We start from the raw sequence: 19,839 nt of genomic DNA on the forward strand, positions 1-19,839 counted from the left end.
CCTATTCGGCCGCCGGCCGCACCATGCCGCCGCCGTCGTTGGCGTGGGGGCCGAACTCGGTGACCCGCTTCCACGATACGGACGGGTCGGGCGTCCAGGCCGCGTGCGCGGGGGCCGGCGCCTCGTCCACCGTGCCGTCGGCCCGGTTCGGCTTCACGAAGCGATGGAACAGGCGTCCCACCAGATGCCCGAGGTCGTCCATGATCGTGTAGAGGCTCGGAATGAAGACGAGCGACAGGACGGTCGAGACGAGGAGGCCGCCGATCACCGCGATCGCCATGGGCGCGCGGAACTCGCCGCCCTCGCCGGTGGCCATGGCGGCAGGCACCATGCCGGCGGCCATGGCGAGCGTCGTCATGATGATGGGCCGGGCACGCTTGCGGCCTGCATCCACCACGGCCTCGCGCTGCGGCATGCCGTGGCGCTCCTGCTCCACCGCGAAGTCCACCAGCATGATGGCGTTCTTGGTGACGATGCCCATCAGCATCAGGATGCCGATCACGACCGGCATGGAGACCGCGTTCTGGGTGAGGAGCAGCGCGCCCACCACGCCGCCGACCGAGAGCGGCAGCGAGGCGAGGATGGTGATCGGCAGGAAGACCGAGCCGAACAGGAGGATCAGCACCACCAGCACCATCATGATGCCCGCGCCCATCGCCATGGCGAAGCCGGTGAAGATCTCGCCCTGGATCTCGGCGTCGCCGACCGGCTGGATGCGCACGCCGGCGGGCAGGTCGCGCACCGTCTCGCCCGCCATGATGCGCGCCGTGCCCTCGCCGATCTCGTGGCCCGGCGCCATGGCGGTGCCGACCTTCACGAGGCGCTCGCGGTCGTAGCGCTCGATCGTCGAGGGCCCCTGGCCGAAGTCGATGGCGGCCACGGTCTCCAGCGGCACGGAACCGCCGGTGGCCGTCGACACGCGGAGGTCGCGAACGCTGGCGAGATCCCGCCGCGCGTTCTCCTCGATCTGCACGCGGATCGGGACCTGACGCGTGCCGACGTTGAACTTGGCGAGGTTCGCCCCGACGTCGCCGATGGTCGCCACGCGCACCGTCTCGGAGATGGCGTCCGGCGCGATGCCGAGGTCGGCCGCCTCGTCGAGACGCGGCACGATGCGGATCTCGGGCCGGGCGAACGAGGCCATGGCGGTCGGATTCGAGAAGATCGCGTCGCGCCGCATCTCGGACTCGAGGCGCGAGGCGGCGTCCGACACCTTGTCGCCGTCCTGGCCGAGAAGCCCGACCGACAGGTCGCGCTCGCCGCGGTCGTTGACGAAGTAGGAGCGCAGGTCCGGGATCGCCGCGAGCCTGGCGGTGATCACCGGCTCCAGGTCCTGCTGCGAGCGCTCGCGATCGAACTTGCGCGTCAGGTTGATGGTAAGGGCTGCGCGTCGCACCTCCAGCGTGCCCGTGGGCGAGGAGCCGCCGATCACCAGGACCGAGCGGACCTCGGGCAACTCGCGGATGCTGCGCGCGGCCTCGTCGGTGATGCGGCGCGTCGTCTCCAGCGTCGAGCCCGGTGGCAGTTCCACCGACGCCACGATGCGCGAGGCGTCCTCCTTCGGGATGAAGCCGGTCGGCAGAAGCGGGATCGCCTGGAGCGACAGCACGAAGAGCCCGACGCCCGCCGCCAGCGTCAGCCAGCGGAAGCGCACGGTGCCCGCCAGGAAGCGCGTGTAGGCGCGCATCAGCGGACCGTCGCGCCGCTCGGCCGCGTGCGGCTTGTTGAGATAGGCCAGCAGCACGACGAGGACGCCGGCGCCGACGAGAACGGCGCGCGACCATTCGGCCGCGGTTTGGAGGTCCACCGGCGGCAGGCGCGAGGCCAGCTCGCGCAAGGGGCCCGGCGCCCCGGGCGAGCCCGGCAGGAGGGCGAGCGCGAAGAGCGCGCCGCAGGCGAGGCCGGCGAGCGGTCCGAGCACGAGGAGGTAGCGCCAGGCCAAGCGCCGGAAGCCCGGGCCGTGGTGGCGGTGCGGCCGGAAGAAGTAGGCCGCCAGCATCGGCGTGATGAGGCGCGCCACGAGCAGCGAGAAGAACACCGCCACCGCGACCGTCAGGCCGAACTGCTTGAAGTACTGGCCGGGAATGCCGCCCATGAAGGAGACCGGCGCGAAGACCGCGATGATCGTCATGGTGATCGCGATCACGGCGAGGCCGATCTCGTCGGCCGCCTCGACCGAGGCGCGGTAGGGCGGCTTGCCCATGCCCATGTGGCGCTCGATGTTCTCGATCTCGACGATCGCGTCGTCCACCAGGATGCCGGTGACGAGGGTGATGGCGAGAAGCGAGACGAGGTTCAGCGAGAAGCCGAGCATCGACATGGCCCAGAAGGCCGGGATGGCGGCGAGCGGCAGCGTGATCGCGGCCACCGCCGTCGCGCGCCAGTCGCGCAGGAAGAGAAGCACGACCACGACCGCCAGGAAGGCGCCCTCGGCGAGCGTCTCCATGGCCGACTCGTAGTTGCCGTAGGTGTAGGTCACGCTGTCGTCGATGCGCGACAGGCGCACGTCGGGCCGCGCCTTGACGAGCTCGTCGACGCGCGCCGACACGAGGTCGGCGACGCTCGTGTCGCTGAAGCCCTTGGCGCGGTAGACCGAGACGGCGACCACGGGCTGGCCGTCGAGACGGGCGAACGAGCGCGGCTCCTCCACCGTGTCCTCGACGGTGCCGAGCTCGTCGAGACGCACCTGGCGGCCGCCCGGCAGGGCGATTCGCGTTTCGGCGAGCGCGCGGACGGTTCCGGCCGAGGACAGCGTGCGGATCGCCTGCTCCTGGCCGCCGAACTCGCCGCGCCCGCCCGAGCGGTCGACGTTGGTGAGGCGGAGCTGCGCGTTGACGGTGGCCGCCGTGATGCCGAGCGCGGCGAGGCGGTCGGGGGCGAGGCGCACCTGGATCTCGCGGTCGACGCCGCCCATGCGCTCGACGCGGCCGACGCCGCGCAGGCCCTGAAGCGCCCGGATCACCGTGTCATCGACATACCAGGAGAGCTGCTCGGGCGTCATGGCCGGCGCGCTCGCCGCATAGGTGACGATCGACTGGTTCTCGACCTCGATGCGCTGGACGATCGGCTCGTCGATCGTGCGCGGCAGGTCGGCGCGGATCTTGGCGATCGCGTCCTTGACGTCGTTGAGCGCGCGGTCGGTGTTGATCTCGAGGCGGAACTCGGCCGCCGTCACCGACTGGCCGTCGGTGATCGTGGAGGTCACGTGCTTGAGGCCCGAGACGCCGGCCACCGCGTCCTCGACGCGCTTGGTGACCTGCGTCTCCAGCTCGGCCGGGGCCGCGCCGCTCTCGGTGACGGTGACCGAGATGATCGGCACGTCGATGTTGGGAAAGCGCGTGATGGGCAGGCTCGCGAAGGAGACGAGCCCCAGCACCACCAGGACGACGAACAGGAGGATCGAGGGAACCGGGTTGCGGATCGCCCAGCCCGAGATGTTGAAGTTCATCGCGCGGCCTCCGCGGTCTGCGTTGGATCGGCCGGGATCGGGCGCACGGCGTCGCCGTCGCGCACGAAGGTGCCGGCGGTGGCGACCACCTCGTCGCCGGGAGCAAGGCCCTCGGTCACCTCGACGTCGCCGCCCGACTGGACGCCGAGCTTCACCTCGCGCGTTTCGATCCGGCCCTCGCGCACGACCTGGATCGTGTCGCGCGAGCCGCTCGTCACCACGGCGCTGCGCGGCACGACGAGGCCTTGGGCGCGCGCGGTCTCGATCGAGGCCCGGGCGAAGGCGCCCGAGCGCAGCAGCGGCGAGGCGTCGAGCGTGACGCGCACGGAGCCGAGGCGCGTCGCGCGGTCGACGCGCGGCGAGACGAGGCGCACGCGGCCCGAAACCTCGGCTGAGCCGCCGAGCGATACGGTGGCGGGCTGGCCCGGCTGGAGGCGGCCGAGCGCGGTCTCGCTGACGGCCGCGTCGAGCTCGATCTCGCCCCCGCGCGCCAGTTCGAACAGGGCGCCACCCGCGCTCGACACGACCGCGCCGAGTCTCGCCTGTCGCTGGAGCACCAGCCCGTCGGTCGGCGCCTTGATCTCGGCCTTGGAGCGGCGCAGCAGGAGAAGGCGCCGATCGGCCTCGGCGCTGGCGCGGTCGGCCTCGGCGAGCGCGACGCCCTGGCGGGCGGACGCGAGGCGGGCGGCGGCCGACGCCGCGGCCGAGACGCGCGTGTCGAGCACGTCCTGTCCGACGATGCCCTTGCCCGACAGGGCGCGGGTGCGGGCGAGCGAGGCCGAGGCCTCCGTGTCGGCGGACTGCGCCTCGTCGACGAGTGCCCGCGACTGCGTGATCGCGGCTTCCGCGCGGGCGAGCTTGGCCTCGGCCTGGGCGATGTCGACGTCCACGATGTCGGTGGCGAGCCGCGCGAGGACCTGGCCCTGCTCGACGCGGTCTCCTTCGTCGGCGAAGAGTTCCTCGATGCGCAGGCCGTCCACGTCGGCACCGACCGTCACGGTCTCGCGCGGCGTCAGCGTGCCGGTGACCACGGTGCGCGCGACGAGTTCGCCGGTGCGCGCCTTCACGACCGAGATGCTGGGCGCATCCGGCGGGGGAGGGGCCGCCGGCGCCTCCGCGAGCGCGGGTGCGGCGGCGGACAGAAAGAGCGCGAGCAGCACGGCGCGGCTGCGAAGGGAGGCGGGCGTCATCGCGCGGGCTCCTTGAGAAGAACGTTCATGATGCGGAGAAGATACGGCTGGAGTTCGGCGGGCCGGACGTGCCGGTCCATCTGGAGGCGCATCAGGAGGCCGTCGCCGATGCCGAAGAGGATGGTGACGACCTTGTCGAGATCGATCGCGCGATCGACCTCGCCGGCTTCGATGCCGGCCTCGAGCGCCGTGCGGATCGCCCGGCGTACCGTCGCCTCGATCTCGGCGAAGCGCTGGCCGACGGCGGTGTTGCGCAGCGACTCCGAGCAGATCTCGACCATCAGGCCGCCGGTCTCCGGGTCGCAGGCCGCCTCCAGGTAGCTGATGCAGGTGCGCACGATCCGGTCCGCCAGGGGACCTTCGCCCTCGAGTTCGGCCATGCAGGCCTGAGCGCCGACGCGCTCGTCGTTGGCGATCGCCTCGATGATCGCGTCCTTGGACGGAAAGTAGCGGTAGAGGGCGCCGGGGCTCATGCGCGCCTCGGCGCAGATCTGGCCCATGGACGCGCCATGGAAGCCCCAGCGGCTGAAGCAGACGCGCGCCGCGTTCAGAATCTGCTGGCGCTTCGATTCCGTCCCGTGAGGGGCGTCCGCTTCGGGAGTGACGGGCAGCGAGGACAAGGGCGAAGCCTGACGTGAGAGCGAACGATCGTTCTCATACCACGACGGCAAGATTGCGCAAGCTGTGCGATGTGTTGATCGGCAAGCGGGATGGGAGGATCAGCGCAGCGCGCTCAGGACCGAACCCGCCGCCGGGCTTTCGCGAAGCAGCCCCTCCACCAGCGAGCGCTGGAGAGCGGCCAGAAGGCGCAGGCGTGCCCGCTCGTCGCACCAGGCGCCCTCGCTTCGCCCGGTGCCGCGCGCAGCCGGAGCCGTCCGCGCCTCGCGGTCGGCGCGGGCGCTGCGGCGCTCGGGTGGGAAGGTGATGACGGTCATTGATCGGGAGCCGGGAGGCGGTTGCGGACACGGCCGGTGGGCCATGTCATCGGATGTAGCGCGCCGACCTTAAGAAACCCCACCTTTCCGGAATGTCATGCGGGGCGCGGTTGACTTTTTCCACAATCTCGTCTTCATGCCCGCATTCTTGCGTCCGTTCCGTCCGCGAGCCACCGACCACGTCCCTTCCTCCGGAAGCCGCGTGGAGGTCCCCATCCGCCAGCGAGTTTCGCCCGCGGATGCGATGATCCGTTGGTTCGTGCTTGGAATGGCCGCGACCCGCCACCATTCTCGGATGTGCTTCGAGAATGGAAAGGAAGCCGATGTTCGAATCCCTTCAGGACCGCCTCGGGTCCATCCTGAACGGCCTCACGGGCCGCGGCGCGCTGTCGGACGCCGACGTCGCCTCGGCGCTGCGCGAGGTCCGCCGGGCACTCCTGGAGGCGGACGTCGCGCTGGAGGTCGTGCGCTCCTTCACGGACCGCGTGCGCGAGAAGGCGGTCGGCGCGCAGATCGTGAAATCGATCAAGCCCGGCCAGATGGTCGTCAAGATCGTCCACGACGAGCTGGTCGAGACGCTCGGCTCGGAAGGGGTGGCGGTCGACCTCAACGCGCCCGCGCCCGTGACCATCATGATGGTCGGCCTCCAGGGCTCGGGCAAGACGACCACCACCGGCAAGCTCGCCAAGCGGCTGACGGAGCGCCAGAAGAAGCGCGTCCTCATGGCCTCGCTCGACACGCGACGCCCGGCCGCGCAGGAGCAGCTGCGGGTGCTGGGCGAGCAGACCGGCGTCCAGACGCTGCCGATCATCGCGGGGCAGGGCCCGGTCGAGATCGCGAGCCGCGCCGCCCAGGCCGCCAAGCTCGGCGGCTACGACGTCCTGATCCTCGACACCGCCGGCCGCACGCATATCGACGAGCCGCTGATGGCCGAGATGGCCGAGATCAAGCAGCGCTCGGCCCCGCACGAGATCCTGCTCGTCGCCGACTCGCTGACCGGCCAGGACGCGGTGAACCTCGCCCGCTCCTTCGACGAGCGCGTCGGCATCACCGGCATCGTCCTCACCCGCGTCGACGGCGACGGGCGCGGGGGCGCCGCGCTCTCGATGCGCGCGGTCACCGGCAAGCCGATCAAGCTTCTGGGCGTCGGCGAGAAGATGGACGCGCTGGAGGAGTTCCATCCCAGCCGCATCGCCGACCGCATCCTCGGCATGGGCGACATCGTCAGCCTCGTGGAGCGCGCCGCCGAGACCATCGACGCCGAAAAGGCGGCGGCGATGGCCAAGAAGATGCAGTCGGGGAAGTTCGACCTCGACGACCTCGCCGACCAGCTGCGCCAGATGCAGCGCATGGGCGGCATGGGCGGCCTGATGGGCATGATGCCCGGCATGGCCAAGATGAAGGACCAGATCTCGGCGGCCGGTCTCGACGACAAGCTGCTCGGCCGCCAGCTCGCGATCATCTCGTCGATGACCAAGTGGGAGCGCTCCAACCCCGACGCGCTCAAGCACTCGCGCAAGAAGCGCATCGCGGCGGGCTCCGGCACCGATTCCGCCGACATCAACAAGCTCCTCAAGATGCATCGCCAGATGGCCGACATGATGAAGGCCATGGGCGGCAAGGGCGGCAAGGGCGCCGGCCTCATGGGCAAGCTGATGGGGGGGCTCGGCGCCAAGATGGGCCTGCCCGGCGGGGGCATGGGCGGCATGCCCGACCTCTCCAAGATGGACCCCAAGCAGCTGGAAGAGATGGCCAAGGCCATGGGCAAGGGCGGTCTCGGCGGCCTCGGCGGCGGCGGGCTTCCCCCCGGCTTGCCCCCGGGCCTTGCCAAGGGATTGCCCGGCCTTCCCGGCGGCGGCTTTCCAGGACTTCCCGGCCTGTCGGGCAAGAAGAAATAACCGGGGGCCTAGAGGCCCCGCACTTCAAGACCCACGGCACGCCCAGAAGGTGCCGGGACAACAACACGAGAAGGAAGACCTAAGATGCCCCTGAAGATGCGCCTTGCCCGTGCCGGCTCCAAGAAGCGCCCCTACTACCACATCGTCGTCGCCGACGCCCGCTCGCCCCGCGACGGCCGCTTCGTCGAGACGGTTGGCGCCTGGAACCCGATGCTGCCCAAGGACGCCGAGCGCGTGACGCTCAAGAACGAGCGCATCACGCACTGGCTCGCCCAGGGCGCGCAGCCGACCGACCGCGTCCTGCGCTTCCTCGACCAGGCGGGCCTCGCCAAGCGCGACGCCAAGCAGAACCCGACCAAGGGCCTGCCGGGCAAGAAGGCCCAGGAGCGCGAGGCCGAGCGCAAGCAGCGCGAGGAGGACGCCCGCGCGGCGGCCGAGAAGGCAGCGGCCGGCGCCGACGCCGAGTAAGTCGAACCGTCTTTCAGACGGTCGGGGCCGGGTGCCGATGGGCGCCCGGCCCCTTTGCGTTTCAGGTCCGGTCGCTCGTCTCGCGCACGAAGTCGAGAAAGGCGCGCAAGGGCGCCGGCACCAGCCGTCGTCCGGGATAGTAGAGGAAGGGGCCGGGGAACTCGTCCCACCAGTCTTCGAGGATCGGCACGAGCTCGCCCCGGTCGAACAGCGGCTCGAGCCACGCCTCGAAGAGATGCACGACGCCGAGCCCCGCGACGGCGGACGCGATCGCGAGGTCCATGGCGGTGCCGGTGCTGACCACGAGCGGACCGCGCGGCTCGATGGCGATCGTCTCGCCGTCCTTGGTGAATTCCCAGGGCGCCAGCACGCCGCTGCGGAAGCGCCCCGTCAGGCAGGCGTGGTCGAGGAGGTCGCGCGGGTGTCGCGGGGTCCCGCACCGCGCGAGGTAGCCGGGCGCGGCCCCCGTCGCCGTGCGCTGCTGGCGCGGGCCGATCGGCACGGCGATCATGTCCCCGTCGAGCCGCTCGCCGTAGCGGATGCCCGCGTCGCAACCGGCGGCCGGAAGGTCCACGAACGTGTCCTCGGCGGTGATCTCGAGCCGGATCTCGGGATAGCGCTGGAGAAAGGGTGCCACGATCCGGGGCAGGACGATGCGCGCCGCCACCACCGGTACGTTGAGGCGAAGCGTGCCCGCCGGCCGGTCGCGCAGCGCATGGACGCCGTCCAGCGCCGCGCCGACCTCGCGCAGCGCGGGCTCCAGCTGCGCCAGGAGCCGCGCGCCCGCCTCGGTCGGCGCGACGCTGCGCGTCGTGCGATGGAGAAGGCGCACGCCCAGGGAGCTTTCCAGCCGGCGCACAGCCTCGCTGAGAGCGGATGCGCTCGATCCACGAAGGCGCGCGGCCTCGCGAAACCCCTTGGCGCGGGCCACGGCCACGAAGATGTCGAGATCGGCGAGTTCGCCCGGCATTGTGCGTCTCCGCGCACGGCCCGTGCGGATCGGGCCGGCTAATCGAACGCGCATCTCTCGCGTATCTGTTGCCCACACCGCAAGCCAAGGACGCGACGCTCCCATGTCTACCACCGTTTCGAACGACACCTTTCCGCTCGCTGACCGCCCGGTCCGCCGTCTGGGCTACGGCGCCATGCAGCTCGCCGGTCCCGGTGTCTTCGGGCCGCCCAAGGACCGCGAGGCGGCGCTCGCTGTCCTGCGCGCGGCGGTCGAGGCCGGCGTCGACCACATCGACACGAGCGATTTCTACGGGCCGCACGTCACCAACCAACTGATCCGCGAGGCGCTGTCGCCCTACGGCGGCGATCTCGTGATCGTCACCAAGATCGGGGCAAAGCGCGGCGAGGACGCCTCCTGGCTTCCGGCCACCTCGGAGAGCGAGCTGCGCCGGGCGGTGGAGGACAACCTGCGCAACCTAGGCCTCGACGCGCTGGAGGTCGTCAACATGCGCTTCTTCGGCGACGGCCATAACCCGGACGACAGCTCGGTCGAGCGCGAGATGCGGGTCATGGCCGACCTGAAGCGCGAGGGATTGGTGCGCCATGTCGGCGTCAGCAACGTCTCGGCCGCGCAGGTTGCCCAGGCGCGCGAGATCGTGCCGATCGCCTGTGTGCAGAACCAGTACAACCTCGTCCATCGAGGCGACGACGCGCTGATCGACGATCTGGCGCGGGACGGCATCGCCTATGTGCCCTTCTTCCCGCTCGGCGGCTTCTCGCCGCTCCAGTCGGGGGAACTGAACGCGGTCGCGGCCTCGCTCCATGCGACGCCCATGCAGGTCGCGCTCGCCTGGCTTCTCCAGCGCGCGCCCAACATCCTGCTCATCCCCGGCACGTCGTCGGTGGCGCATCTTCGCGAGAACCTCGCGGCGGGCGCTCTGCAGCTGCCGCCCGAGGCGGTCGCCCGGCTCGATGCGATCGCACCGCGCGGCGCCGCGCACTAGAGGGGAGGCGGGGGGCGTCCCCCGCGCGTATGGCCGCAGGTCGACGCATCGGGGGAACCCATAGCCGCCTCTGGTCTTTCGGCGGCGCCCCATCAGCGCACCCAAGGACCCGGCATGACCCGTTTCGGCTACCACGTCTCCCACGAGCAGTTCGCCCCGTCCGCGCTGCTCGGCTACGTCCGGCAGGCCGAGGCGGCGGGATTCGACTGCGCCATGTCGTCGGAGCACTTCCAGCCCTGGAGCGAGCGCCAGGGCCAGAGCGGCCATGCCTGGTCCTGGCTCGGCGCGGCGCTGGCCTCGACCGATCTGCCCTTCGGCATCATCACCGCACCGGGCTACCGCCATCATCCGGCGGTGCTGGCGCAGTCGGCCGCGACGCTGTCCGAGATGTTTCCCGAGCGTCTCTGGCTGGCGCTCGGCTCGGGCCAGCTCCTCAACGAGGGCATCACCGGCCTGCCCTGGCCCGACAAGGCGACGCGCACGCAGCGTCTCGCCGAATGCGCCGGCGTGATTCGCGCGCTGTTTGCGGGGGAGACGGTGACCCATCGCGGCCTCGTCACGGTGGTGGAGGCGAAGCTCTGGTCGCGCCCCGAGCGCGCGCCGCTCCTCGTCGGCGGCGCGGTGACGGCCGACACGGCGCGGCGGGTCGCCGCCTGGGCCGACGGCCTGGTGACGGTCGGCATCGAGCCCGAGAAGCTGCGTCCGGTGGTGGAGGCCTTCCGCGAGGGCGGCGGGGAGGGCAAGCCGGTCTTTCTCCAGACCAAGGTCTGCTGGAACCGCGACGAGGCGGCGGCGCTGGCCGACGCTCACGACCAGTGGGCCGCCAACATGCTGGAGGGCGACGTCAACTGGGACCTGCGCTCGCCCAAGGAGTTCGACACCGCCTCGCGCTTCGTGCGGGCCGACGACGTCGGCGCCTGCGTGCGCGTTTCCTCCGATCTCGGGCGGCAGGCGGCCTGGCTTCAGGATCTGGCCGCGATGGGGTTCGCGGAGATCATCGTGCATCAGGTCGGCCGCGAGCAGGAGCGCTTCATCGAGGCGTTCGGTCGGCATGTCCTGCCGCAGCTCGGCGAGGCCCGCCCGCGCGAAAGGCTGGCGGCGGTCGGTTGACGAGCGGGGGCGGGACGCCGCACAAGGCCGAACCGTCCTTCCCTTCCTGCCAAGGTCTGTCGCCGCCGTGACCAACGCTTCCCCGCTCCAGGATCCCGTGCTTCTCGCCACCGTCGGCGGGGCGCACGGCGTGCGCGGCGAAGTGCGCGTGCGATCCTTCACGGCCGACCCGGAGGATGTCGGCGCCTATGGGCCGCTGACCGATGCCAAGGGGAACCGCTTCACCGTGGTCTCGGCGCGCGCGCAGAAGAACGTCGTGGTTGTGCGCTTCCGCGAGGTCGCAGACCGCAACGCCGCCGAGCTTCTCAACGGGCGCGAACTCTTCGTGGACCGCTCGGTCCTGCCGGAGGAGGGCGAGGACGAGTTCTACCAGGCCGACCTCGTGGGCCTCGACGTGCGCCTGACCACCGGCGAGGTGATCGGCGAGATCCTCGCCTTCCACGACTTCGGCGGCGGCGACATCCTGGAGATCGGCGACGGCGAGAAACCCAGCGTCATGATCCCCTTCACCGAGGCCGCCGTGCCGGAGGTCGACCTCGACCTCGGCTTCGTCCTGGTCGAGCCGGTGGCGGCCGGCCTGCGCGACGCCGTGGAGGCGCGCGAGGGCGACGAGGACTGACGAAGCGCCGCTGGACAGCGCGCGCGGCCTCGCCTAACCCCGAAGGCTGATTTCCTCTGCATCCGGAGCGTCCTTCATGATCATCGTCTCGGGCATCCTGCGCCTGTCGCCCGCCGATCTCGACACGGTGCGCGAGGCCGCGCGCGCCACGATCGCCGCCACGCGCGCCGAGGAGGGCTGCCACATCTACGCCTTCGCCGAGGACCTGACCGAGCCCGGGCTCGTGCGCATCTACGAGGAGTGGGACAGCCGCGAGACGCTGGCCGCCCACGGCCAGACGGCGCACATCGCCCGCTGGCGCGAGACGCTGAAGGGCGTCACCGTCGTCGAGCAGCGCCTGAAGCTCGTCGAGGTCGCCTCCGAGGAGCCGTTCAGCTGAGCACGGCCTTTCGCGCGTCGGTCCTGACGCTCTACCCCGACATGTTCCCGGGACCCATGGGCGCGTCGCTCGCGGGCCGCGCGCTCGAGCGCGGCGCCTGGTCGCTGGAGACGGTTCCGATCCGAGAGTTCGGCGAGGGCCGCCACCGCCTCGTGGACGACACGCCCGCCGGCGGGTCGCCCGGCATGGTTCTGCGCGCCGATGTGCTCGCGCGCGCCATCGACCACGCGAGCCCGCCGGGCGACGAGCGCCCGCGCATCCTCCTCAGCCCGCGCGGCGAGCCGCTGCGCCAGCCCCTCGTTCGCGAGCTGAGCGCGGGGCCGGGCGTGGTGCTGGTCTGCGGCCGCTTCGAGGGGGTGGACGAGCGCGTCATCGAGCGCCGGTCCCTTCGCGAGGTGTCGATCGGCGACGTCGTCCTGTCGGGCGGCGAGATCGCGGCGCTCGTGCTCCTCGACGCGGTGGTGCGCCTCCTGCCGGGCGTCATGGGCAACGCATCGTCGGGCGAGACCGAGAGCTTCGAGAGCGACCTTCTGGAACATCCCCACTACACGCGTCCGGCGGTCTGGGAGGGGCTGGCGATCCCGCCCGTTCTCACCTCGGGTGACCATGGCGCGGTGGAGCGCTGGCGACGCGCCGAAGCCGAGCGCCTGACGCGCGAGCGCCGGCCCGACCTTTGGGAGCGCGCCTCGCGCCGACGTTGAGCCGCGACTTCATGCTTTGGACACGATTGGCGATGCTTCGTCGCTCGATGCGCTTCCCGTTCCGCTTCCGCTGATGGCCTATCCGCGCGACCCCGGCCTGCGGGCCGCCCTGAGCATGGGTCTGCGCGGCCTCGTGCCGCTCGTCGTTCTCGGCGGCGCCGTCGTCGGACTGCTCGTTATCGTGCAGCCGCGCGGCGACGAGGAGGCGAGCGTCCCGCGTCCCGCGCAGGTCGCCGCGCCCGTGCTCCTGCCGGTCGCCCCGCCTCCGCCCGAGCCGGTCGCGACCGCCACGCCGTCACGTTCCTGGACGCGTCCGCTCGGCGCGACGGCACCCTCGCTCGTGCGATATCCCGACGGCGTGCCGCCCCGGGAACTCTGCTCGGCGATCGCCGAGGAGGGCTGGGCGATGAGCGGCTGGGCGGCGGGCGAGATCGACCCGAACCGCGAGGAATGCATCGGCGAGCGCGCCTTCGGTTCCAGCAAGGCGGAAGGCGGCGCCTTCCTGATCCTGCGCGGCTCGGCGAAGGGCGATCTGCGCGAGGTGCGGCTGCGGCTCAACGTCCTGGATCCCACCAAGGCCGAGGACGCCGCGCGGGCGGCCGGCGACCTGTTGCGGACGCTGTTCGACCGCCTGCGCTGGACCTTGCCGCCCGAGGTTTCGGATGCCGTCGCCGCGCGGCGCGACATCGCGCTGGATCTGGCGGGCACGAAGCTGCGCTTCTGGCGCGAACCCGGAAAGGTCGCACGCTTCAATCTCAGCCTCGCCATGCCCGACGCGCCGGGGCCGGCGGACCGCTTCGCCCCATCCGAGGCGACGCGCCGGGCGCCGCCGAGCCTTGCCGACCTCTTCGGCAGCGGCAAGCCGCCGCCGAACTAGCGCGCGTTGCGCGTAGCCAGGCTCCGTTCCCAGGCGAGCGCGTGGCCGACGATCTCCTCCAGATCGTCGTGCTCCGGCTCCCAGCCGAAGCGCGTGCGGGCGGCGGTCGCATCGGCCACGATCGCGGTGGCATCGCCCGCGCGCCGGCCCGAGCGCCGCACCTCGAAGTCGGTGCCCACCACGCGGCGCACCGTGTCGAGCACCTCCAGCACCGAGTAGCCGTGGCCGTAGCCGCAATTGGCGACGATCGAGCTGCCGCCCGCCCGGAGGTAGCCGAGCGCCTTGGCATGGGCCTTGGCGAGGTCGCTGACATGGATGTAGTCGCGCACGCACGTGCCGTCCGGCGTGTCGTAGTCGGTGCCGAACACCTCGAGATAGGGGCGCTTGCCGAGCGCGGTCTCGCTGGCGACCTTGATGAGATGGGTCGCGCCCTTGGTGGACTGGCCGGCGCGGCCCTTGGGGTCGGCGCCCGCCACGTTGAAGTAGCGAAGAACCGCGAAGGTGAGCGGATGGGCGGCTGCGGTGTCGCGCAGCATCAGCTCTGTCATCCACTTCGACGTGCCGTAGGGCGACTCGGGCGCAGGCGTCTGGTCCTCGGTCACGGGCATCGTCTTGGGCGAGCCGTAGACGGCGGCGGTGGACGAGAAGATGAAGTGTTTCACGCCGCCCTTCACCGCGCTCTCGATCAGGGAGCGCGAGGCGACCGTGTTGTTGAGGTAGTAGCCGAGGGGGTCGGAGACCGACTCCGGCACGACGATCGAACCGGCGAAGTGGATGATCTCGGTGACGCCGTGCTCGGCGATGACGCGCGACGTCAGCTCGCCGTCGCCGACGTCCCCCACGACGAGTCTGGCCTCCGGCGCCACCGCCCACTCGAAGCCCGACGACAGGCGGTCGAGGACGACGACCTCCTCGCCGGCGTCGAGGAGCTCCCAGACCATGTGACTGCCGATATAGCCCGCGCCGCCCGTCACCAGAACCGTCATGCCGTCGCTCCGATAGCCCTTGTCGCCCCTGCGCGCGACTTGTGCACCGCAAAAGGACCGGGGTGCAAGCCGCCGGGGCTCAGAGCGAGGTGAAGAAGCGGAGCCCTTCGGCGACGCTGCCGGGGATCGAGCCCATGTGATCGCCCTCGACGACGCGGTGTTCGGCCCGGGTGCCGGCGGCGCGGGCGCGGGCCACCGTCAGGTCGATCGACCGGCTGGAGCGCGCCTCGCGGTCGCCATGGGACATGAGCACGGGGCAGCGGAAGCCCGAGGCGAAGCACACGGCCGAGCGCATCTCGACCTCCCTCGGATCGGACGCGTCGAAGGGAATGTCCTCGGCGAAGCGCTGGAAGAAGAGGCGCGTGTCGGGCGAGGGCGACAGGGCTGCGGCGCCCCGGAAGTCGCCGGCAAGCGCCGAGAGCAGCGTCAGCGTGCCTCCGACCGAGTGGCCGCTCACGAACACGCGCGCCGGATCGACGCCCGGCCGGGCCCGCAGCGCGTCCGCCGCCGCCAGGACGTCGTCGGTCTCGTCGTAGAAGGCCGAGAAGTCGCCCGGCTGGCCGTTCTCGCCGCGCATGGTGGGCATCAGGGCATGGTAGCCCGCCGCGACGAAGGGGGCGGCGAGGTCGGCCCAGTGGCCGTGCCAGATGGCGTTGCCGCCGTGAAGCACGAGAACGGCGGGACGAGGGCTCGCCGGGTCGCCCGCCGGGCTCGCCCAAGCGACGAGCTCGCGCCCCGCCGAACGGTAGGTGAGGGCCTGCGCACCCTCGGGCGCGCTCAACGGGTCGCCCTCGTCGGGTGCCGGTCCGCGGCGCAGGAGGTTCGTGCGGAAGGCCGCCCGAGCCGCGCGATAGTCGCCGCCGAGATCGGGGGGCTCGGGAAGCGGGGCGGGCGTCTGGGCGAGCGCCATGCGGGGCAGGAGCGGCGCGAGCGCAAGACCGGCCAGGGCGGCGCGGCGGCTGAGGAGCATCGGAAAAACCCTTCCCGGACATGACGGCACCCCATCGCGCGCTCGGCTCGCGGCGGTTTCGTGGCGGGCGCGGCACGGCGGACATTTGGTCGCCTACGATTTCGGCGCCCCCGCGCCGCGCCGGCGCGGAAACCAACGGGTCGTCCGCGATGTTGGTCGCGCGACAACCTTCAACGAGCAGGCTCCCCATGTCCGACCGCCGCCTCGCCGCCCTTCTCGCGGGCGCCGCCCTTCTCGCCTCGAGCGGCTGGGCGCTCGCCCAGGACGGAGCGGACGCCAAGCCCCCGGCCTCGGTCGTGAAGGTCGCGGACTTCCCCCATCAGGTGACGGGCGTCACGGTCTCGTCGGGCAACCGCATCTTCGTGAACTTTCCCCGCTGGACCGAGGATTCCCCGGTCTCGGTCGCCGAGGTCGGAAAGGACGGCTCGATCAAGGCCTATCCGGACGACGCGTGGAACAGCTGGCGCAACGCGCGCAAGGACGAGCTGTCGGCGGGCGAGCATTTCGTCTGCGTCCAGAGCGTGGTGGCGGACGGGCAGGACCGGCTCTGGGTGCTCGATGCGGCCGCGCCGGCCCAGGCCTTGCTCGTGCCGGGCGGGGCGAAGCTCGTCGGCATCGACCTTGCCACCAACAAGGTCGTCAAGACGATCCGCTTCGACGAGACGGCCGCCCCGCAGGGCTCCTATCTCAACGACGTGCGCTTCACCGCCGACGGGCGCCATGCCTTCATCACGGACTCGGGCGCCAAGGGCGCGCTGCTCGTGGTGGACCTCGAAAGCGGCAAGGCGACGCGCGTTCTCGACGGCGATCCCTCGACGCAGGTGGAGAAGGGCCTCGTGGTGGAGGCCGACGGAAAGCCCCTGCGCCGGCCCGACGGACGCGGCGTCGAGTTCTCCGCCGACGGCATCGCCCTGTCCAAGGACGGGCAGTACCTCTACTGGCAGGCGATCAAGGGCACGAAGCTCCATCGCATCGCCACGAAGACGCTGCTCGGCGACGGCTTCGCCGGCAAGGACGTGTCGGGAGCGGTCGAGGCCTTTGGCGAGAACGGGGTGGCCGATGGCCTGTGGATCGGCCGCGAGAGCGGGCGCATGTACGTCACCGCCCCGCAGGACGACGCGGTGAAGGTCCGCGACGTGGAGGTGGGCGCGGGGTCGCGGCCCGAGATCCTCGTCCAGGACCCGCGCCTGCGCTGGCCCGACACGATGTCGGAAGGGCCGGACGGCACGCTCTACGTGACGACCTCGCACATTCAGGACATGAGCTTCTTCAAGCCGGCCGCCCCGGCGAGCCTTCCCACCGAGCTCTGGCGCATCGAGCGGGCCGCCTCGAGGTAGCTGAGCGAAGCGCCAGGCCTTTCCAGCCGGCGCGAGCCCGCTCCCGCCTCGGACGAGGCGCCGGGACGATGGCGCTAGCGCTCTGCTAGAAAGAGGCGGAAGTCCTCGGCCGTCATCGGGCGGCCGATATGGTAGCCCTGCGCGGCCTGGACCTTGAGTTCGCGCAGGGTCTGGAGCTCGCGCTCAGTTTCCACCCCTTCCGCCACGAGGCGGCCGTCGAAGCCGCTCGCGAAGGTGATCAGCGCCCCGATCAGCGCGCGGCGCATGGGGTCGCGGTCGATCTCCTTGGTGAGGCTGATGTCGAGCTTGATGATGTGGGGCCGCGTGGTGAGGATGTGGCGCATGCTGGCATAGCCCGAGCCCGCGTCGTCCACCGCGACGCGCACGCCCAGCGCGCGCAAGGGGTCGAGCGCCTCGTTCAGGAGCCAGTAGTCGTCCACCTCGTCGTGCTCGGTCAGTTCCAGGACGATGCGCTCGCCCGGCGCCTCGCGCAGGATCGCCTCGAGCCCCCCTTCGATCACGACCTTGGCGCTGCAGTTGATGCTCAGCTGAAAGGGCCACTCGCGCCAGAAGGGGCGAAACCCCTCGATGGCGTTGCGGATCGCGGCGAGTTCCAGCGCCGTGCCGAGCCCGACCTCGGCGGCCTCGGTGAACCAGCGGTCCGGGGTGCGGCGCGGCTCCTGCGCGAACCGCGACAGGGCCTCGACGCCCACCACGCGAAGATCGTCCAGCATGACGATCGGCTGGTAGACGATGGCCGGGCCACCGGCGGCCAGAACCGCCTCGACGCGGCGGCGCTTCGCCTCGCTCTCGCGCCGTTCCGCCTCCTCCTGCTCGATGCGGTGGGAGATGATGTCGGCGAAGGCGCGCATCGTGTCGAGGTCGCGCTCGCCGAGCGTCGGGTCGGGCGCATGGCGGAAGCAGCAGAACGTGCCGTAGACGCTGCCGTCCGAAAGAAGAAGCGGGACGCCGACATGGGCGCCGATGTCGAGTTCGCGGGTGGCGGAGAGGCGCGCGGTCTCGGCCACCTCGGCCGTGTCGCGGATGAGCTCGGGCAGGCGGCCGCTCACGATGTGCCCGCAATAGGTCTCGCTCTCGTGGCGCCGGTCTCCGGGCGCGACCGGCGTGGGCTCGCCGGCGTCGACGTGTCCGATCACCCGCTCGCTCCCCTCGAAGCGCGAGATGAAGGACACGTCCATCCTCAGGTGGGTGCGGACCGCACGCAGGACCCTGCCGATATCGGGAGAAAGGTGAAAGCCGTCGCCGCGCGAAAACGGGTCGAGCAGGCGGACCAGTTCCAAGACATTCCCCGCATCGGACGAGCATGACGACGCGGCCGAGACAGCGCTCGGCTCGCGAGGTCAGAACCTATACGAGGGCCGCCGGCTCAGACCACCAACGCAAGGGAGGCGATATGCAATCCATGATTGTAAACAGTCGCCTTGGCTACGGACGCGTCAATCGACCGGCACGGGCGGGATATAGGGCCGCGGCCCGGCGCCCTGCTGTTCCAGCGCCTGGCGTTCGCGCAACTGGCGATAGCGCGGCTGGTCGGGAAGGTCGGTTCGAACGTCCTCCGTCGGCGCGGGCCGCAGCGGGACGTTGGCCACCACGGGCGGGCGACCCGGCTGGGGGCGCACGGCGACGGGGCGGTCGAACGGACGGCGGTCGTCGTAGCGGCGCGGATCGCGGCGGTCGTAGAGCGCGGGATTGTCGTAGCGGTCGTAACGCTCGGCGCGCGGGCGGCGATAGGGGCGGTCGTAGCGGCGATAATCCGGGTAGTCGCGATAGACCGGGGGGCCGGGATAGCGGTCGTAGGACCGGTAGTCCTCGACGATCACGGGACCGGGCCGGTAGGGGCGACTATCGTAGTAGCCGGGATCCTCGGTGACGCAGCCCGAAAGCGCGGTCGCCGTCAGTGCCAACAAGATCCAGCGCCTCATGGAAATCCTCCCGGTTTAACGGGAGGATAGAGCGGCCCGCGGAGACGTCCACGGGCCGCCGGCGAGGAAAGGTCGCGCGCTAATTCCTGGGGCCGTCGATGCGGCTCGGCGCGATCGGATCGGAGGTCGGGAAGGTCTCCTCGAGCGCCTCGTCCAGGCGCTCGTCCTCGCTCATGACGCGCCCCTGCTCGGCCGAGACGTCGTCGTCCCGGTCGTGCTGCGGGCGCTGGGCCGGCGCCTTGTCCCCGTTGTCCGGGATAAGGCCGTCCTCGCCGACCGGTTTGGGGAGGATGGGGTTGGTGGTGTCGCGCGATGGGGTCATGGCGTCCTCCTTGGGTTCGAAAGGAAGACGCCGGACGGCGAGCGGGGGTTCCCAACCCCCGCAAAGGGCAGGGCCGACGAGCCGGGCCCTACAGCCAGCCGGCGAGGACGCCGAGGCCGCCGACCGCGAAGGCCGCGCCCGTCACGCGGCCCGCCAGGGCACCGTGGCGGCCGGCGAGCTGTGCGAGGCCGAGCGTGCCGGCAAGACCCAGGCCGTGGAGAAGCGCGGTCGCGGCGACGAAGCCCGAGGCGTAGAGGACGCCGCTTTCGCCGAGCGGCATCTCGGCGCCGTGCGCATGGCCGTGGAACAGCGCGAAGCCTCCCGCAAGGCCGGCGGCCAGACCCAGCGGCATCGAGCGGCCGAAAGCGGCCGCCGCGCCGATCACGACGCTCGACAGGGCGATCAGGAGTTCCACCGCCGGAAGCTCGACCTGACCCGCGCCCAGGCCGAAGCCCACCACCATCATGCCGAGGAAGGCGAGCGGCACGAGCCAGAGAGCCCGTCCGCCGACCACCGCGGCCAGCGCCCCCACCGCCACCATGGCGAGGACGTGGTCCGTGCCGCCGATCGGATGGGCGAAGCCGTGGAGGAAGCCGCCGGTCTCGCCGACGCCGGTATGGGCGAAGGCGAGCGTAGGAACGAACGTGGCCGACAGGGCGAGAAGGGCTCTGCGCATGGGATAAGGAGGCTCCTGTAGGGAC

Annotated in this window: 20 protein-coding genes; 9 read left to right on the forward strand and 11 right to left on the reverse strand. The window is 71.4% G+C overall.

What is annotated here, in order from left to right; genetic code table 11:
* Position 1 precedes the first annotated feature (1 nt).
* The 4 genes from AUL35_RS05640 to AUL35_RS05655 form a co-directional block, all read right to left on the reverse strand.
* On the reverse strand, positions 2–3,448 hold the full coding sequence (locus tag AUL35_RS05640) for an efflux RND transporter permease subunit (RefSeq protein WP_062012888.1): 3,447 nt from the start codon (positions 3,446–3,448) through the stop codon (positions 2–4).
* Positions 3,445–4,638, reverse strand: coding sequence for an efflux RND transporter periplasmic adaptor subunit (locus tag AUL35_RS05645; RefSeq protein ID WP_062012890.1), 1,194 nt, complete (start codon positions 4,636–4,638; stop codon positions 3,445–3,447). Before AUL35_RS05645 ends, AUL35_RS05640 begins: the two co-directional genes overlap by 4 nt.
* Entirely contained in the window at positions 4,635–5,258 is a 624-nt protein-coding gene (locus tag AUL35_RS05650; protein WP_062012892.1) for a TetR/AcrR family transcriptional regulator, read from the reverse strand. The genes AUL35_RS05645 and AUL35_RS05650 overlap by 4 nt, the downstream gene beginning before the upstream one ends.
* A 99-nt stretch (positions 5,259–5,357) precedes the next feature.
* Positions 5,358–5,573, reverse strand: a complete 216-nt coding sequence (locus tag AUL35_RS05655; RefSeq protein ID WP_062012894.1) for a hypothetical protein — start codon at positions 5,571–5,573, stop codon at positions 5,358–5,360.
* Positions 5,574–5,896: 323 nt separating this feature from the next.
* Between AUL35_RS05655 and ffh the strand changes: the two genes are divergently transcribed.
* Positions 5,897–7,471, forward strand: coding sequence for a signal recognition particle protein (gene ffh / locus AUL35_RS05660; protein WP_062012896.1), 1,575 nt, complete (start codon positions 5,897–5,899; stop codon positions 7,469–7,471).
* A gap of 84 nt (positions 7,472–7,555) precedes the next feature.
* Positions 7,556–7,939: a 30S ribosomal protein S16 gene (gene rpsP / locus AUL35_RS05665; RefSeq protein ID WP_062012898.1), complete on the forward strand. Its 384-nt coding sequence runs from the start codon at positions 7,556–7,558 to the stop codon at positions 7,937–7,939.
* A gap of 61 nt (positions 7,940–8,000) precedes the next feature.
* Here rpsP and AUL35_RS05670 read toward each other — a convergent pair whose 3' ends face one another.
* Entirely contained in the window at positions 8,001–8,909 is a 909-nt protein-coding gene (locus tag AUL35_RS05670) for a LysR family transcriptional regulator (protein WP_062012900.1), read from the reverse strand.
* A 103-nt stretch (positions 8,910–9,012) separates the two neighbouring features.
* Here AUL35_RS05670 and AUL35_RS05675 point away from each other — a divergent pair, with 103 nt between their 5' ends.
* The 6 genes from AUL35_RS05675 (at position 9,013) to AUL35_RS05700 (ending at position 13,580) form a co-directional block, all read left to right on the forward strand.
* Positions 9,013–9,894, forward strand: a complete 882-nt coding sequence (locus AUL35_RS05675; protein WP_062012902.1) for an aldo/keto reductase family oxidoreductase — start codon at positions 9,013–9,015, stop codon at positions 9,892–9,894.
* Positions 9,895–10,008: 114 nt separating this feature from the next.
* Positions 10,009–11,004, forward strand: a complete 996-nt coding sequence (locus AUL35_RS05680) for a TIGR03885 family FMN-dependent LLM class oxidoreductase (protein ID WP_062012904.1) — start codon at positions 10,009–10,011, stop codon at positions 11,002–11,004.
* A 67-nt stretch (positions 11,005–11,071) separates the two neighbouring features.
* Positions 11,072–11,623 carry a ribosome maturation factor RimM gene (gene rimM, locus AUL35_RS05685; RefSeq protein ID WP_062012906.1) on the forward strand — a complete coding sequence of 184 codons (552 nt, stop codon included), beginning with the start codon at positions 11,072–11,074 and terminating at the stop codon, positions 11,621–11,623.
* 76 nt (positions 11,624–11,699) lie between these two features.
* Positions 11,700–12,002 carry a putative quinol monooxygenase gene (locus AUL35_RS05690; RefSeq protein WP_062012908.1) on the forward strand — a complete coding sequence of 101 codons (303 nt, stop codon included), beginning with the start codon at positions 11,700–11,702 and terminating at the stop codon, positions 12,000–12,002.
* A gap of 41 nt (positions 12,003–12,043) precedes the next feature.
* Positions 12,044–12,703: a tRNA (guanosine(37)-N1)-methyltransferase TrmD gene (trmD, locus tag AUL35_RS05695; RefSeq protein WP_062012911.1), complete on the forward strand. Its 660-nt coding sequence runs from the start codon at positions 12,044–12,046 to the stop codon at positions 12,701–12,703.
* Positions 12,704–12,719: 16 nt separating this feature from the next.
* The gene (locus tag AUL35_RS05700) at positions 12,720–13,580 is read left to right on the forward strand and encodes a DUF6030 family protein (RefSeq protein ID WP_062012913.1); all 861 of its coding nucleotides are present in this window, start codon (positions 12,720–12,722) and stop codon (positions 13,578–13,580) included.
* On the opposite strand, the gene galE is transcribed toward AUL35_RS05700, so the two are convergent.
* Positions 13,577–14,566, reverse strand: coding sequence for a UDP-glucose 4-epimerase GalE (gene galE / locus AUL35_RS05705; RefSeq protein WP_062012915.1), 990 nt, complete (start codon positions 14,564–14,566; stop codon positions 13,577–13,579). The genes AUL35_RS05700 and galE overlap by 4 nt on opposite strands.
* A 79-nt stretch (positions 14,567–14,645) precedes the next feature.
* Positions 14,646–15,536, reverse strand: coding sequence for a S9 family peptidase (locus tag AUL35_RS05710; protein WP_062012917.1), 891 nt, complete (start codon positions 15,534–15,536; stop codon positions 14,646–14,648).
* 188 nt (positions 15,537–15,724) lie between these two features.
* Here AUL35_RS05710 and AUL35_RS05715 point away from each other — a divergent pair, with 188 nt between their 5' ends.
* Positions 15,725–16,873, forward strand: a complete 1,149-nt coding sequence (locus AUL35_RS05715; protein ID WP_062012919.1) for an L-dopachrome tautomerase-related protein — start codon at positions 15,725–15,727, stop codon at positions 16,871–16,873.
* Between the two features lie 74 nt (positions 16,874–16,947).
* On the opposite strand, the gene AUL35_RS05720 is transcribed toward AUL35_RS05715, so the two are convergent.
* The 4 genes from AUL35_RS05720 to AUL35_RS05735 form a co-directional block, all read right to left on the reverse strand.
* Positions 16,948–18,174, reverse strand: coding sequence for an EAL domain-containing protein (locus AUL35_RS05720; protein ID WP_062012921.1), 1,227 nt, complete (start codon positions 18,172–18,174; stop codon positions 16,948–16,950).
* Between the two features lie 156 nt (positions 18,175–18,330).
* Complete coding sequence (locus AUL35_RS05725; RefSeq protein WP_062012927.1) at positions 18,331–18,816, reverse strand: hypothetical protein; 486 nt, start codon at positions 18,814–18,816, stop codon at positions 18,331–18,333.
* Between the two features lie 79 nt (positions 18,817–18,895).
* Positions 18,896–19,138, reverse strand: coding sequence for a hypothetical protein (locus AUL35_RS05730; RefSeq protein WP_062012929.1), 243 nt, complete (start codon positions 19,136–19,138; stop codon positions 18,896–18,898).
* Positions 19,139–19,226: 88 nt separating this feature from the next.
* Entirely contained in the window at positions 19,227–19,814 is a 588-nt protein-coding gene (locus AUL35_RS05735) for a HupE/UreJ family protein (protein WP_062012931.1), read from the reverse strand.
* Between the last annotated feature and the right edge of the window lie 25 nt (positions 19,815–19,839).

The sequence above is a fragment of the Aureimonas sp. AU4 genome (assembly GCF_001463765.1).
Classification (GTDB): Bacteria; Pseudomonadota; Alphaproteobacteria; order Rhizobiales; family Rhizobiaceae; genus Aureimonas.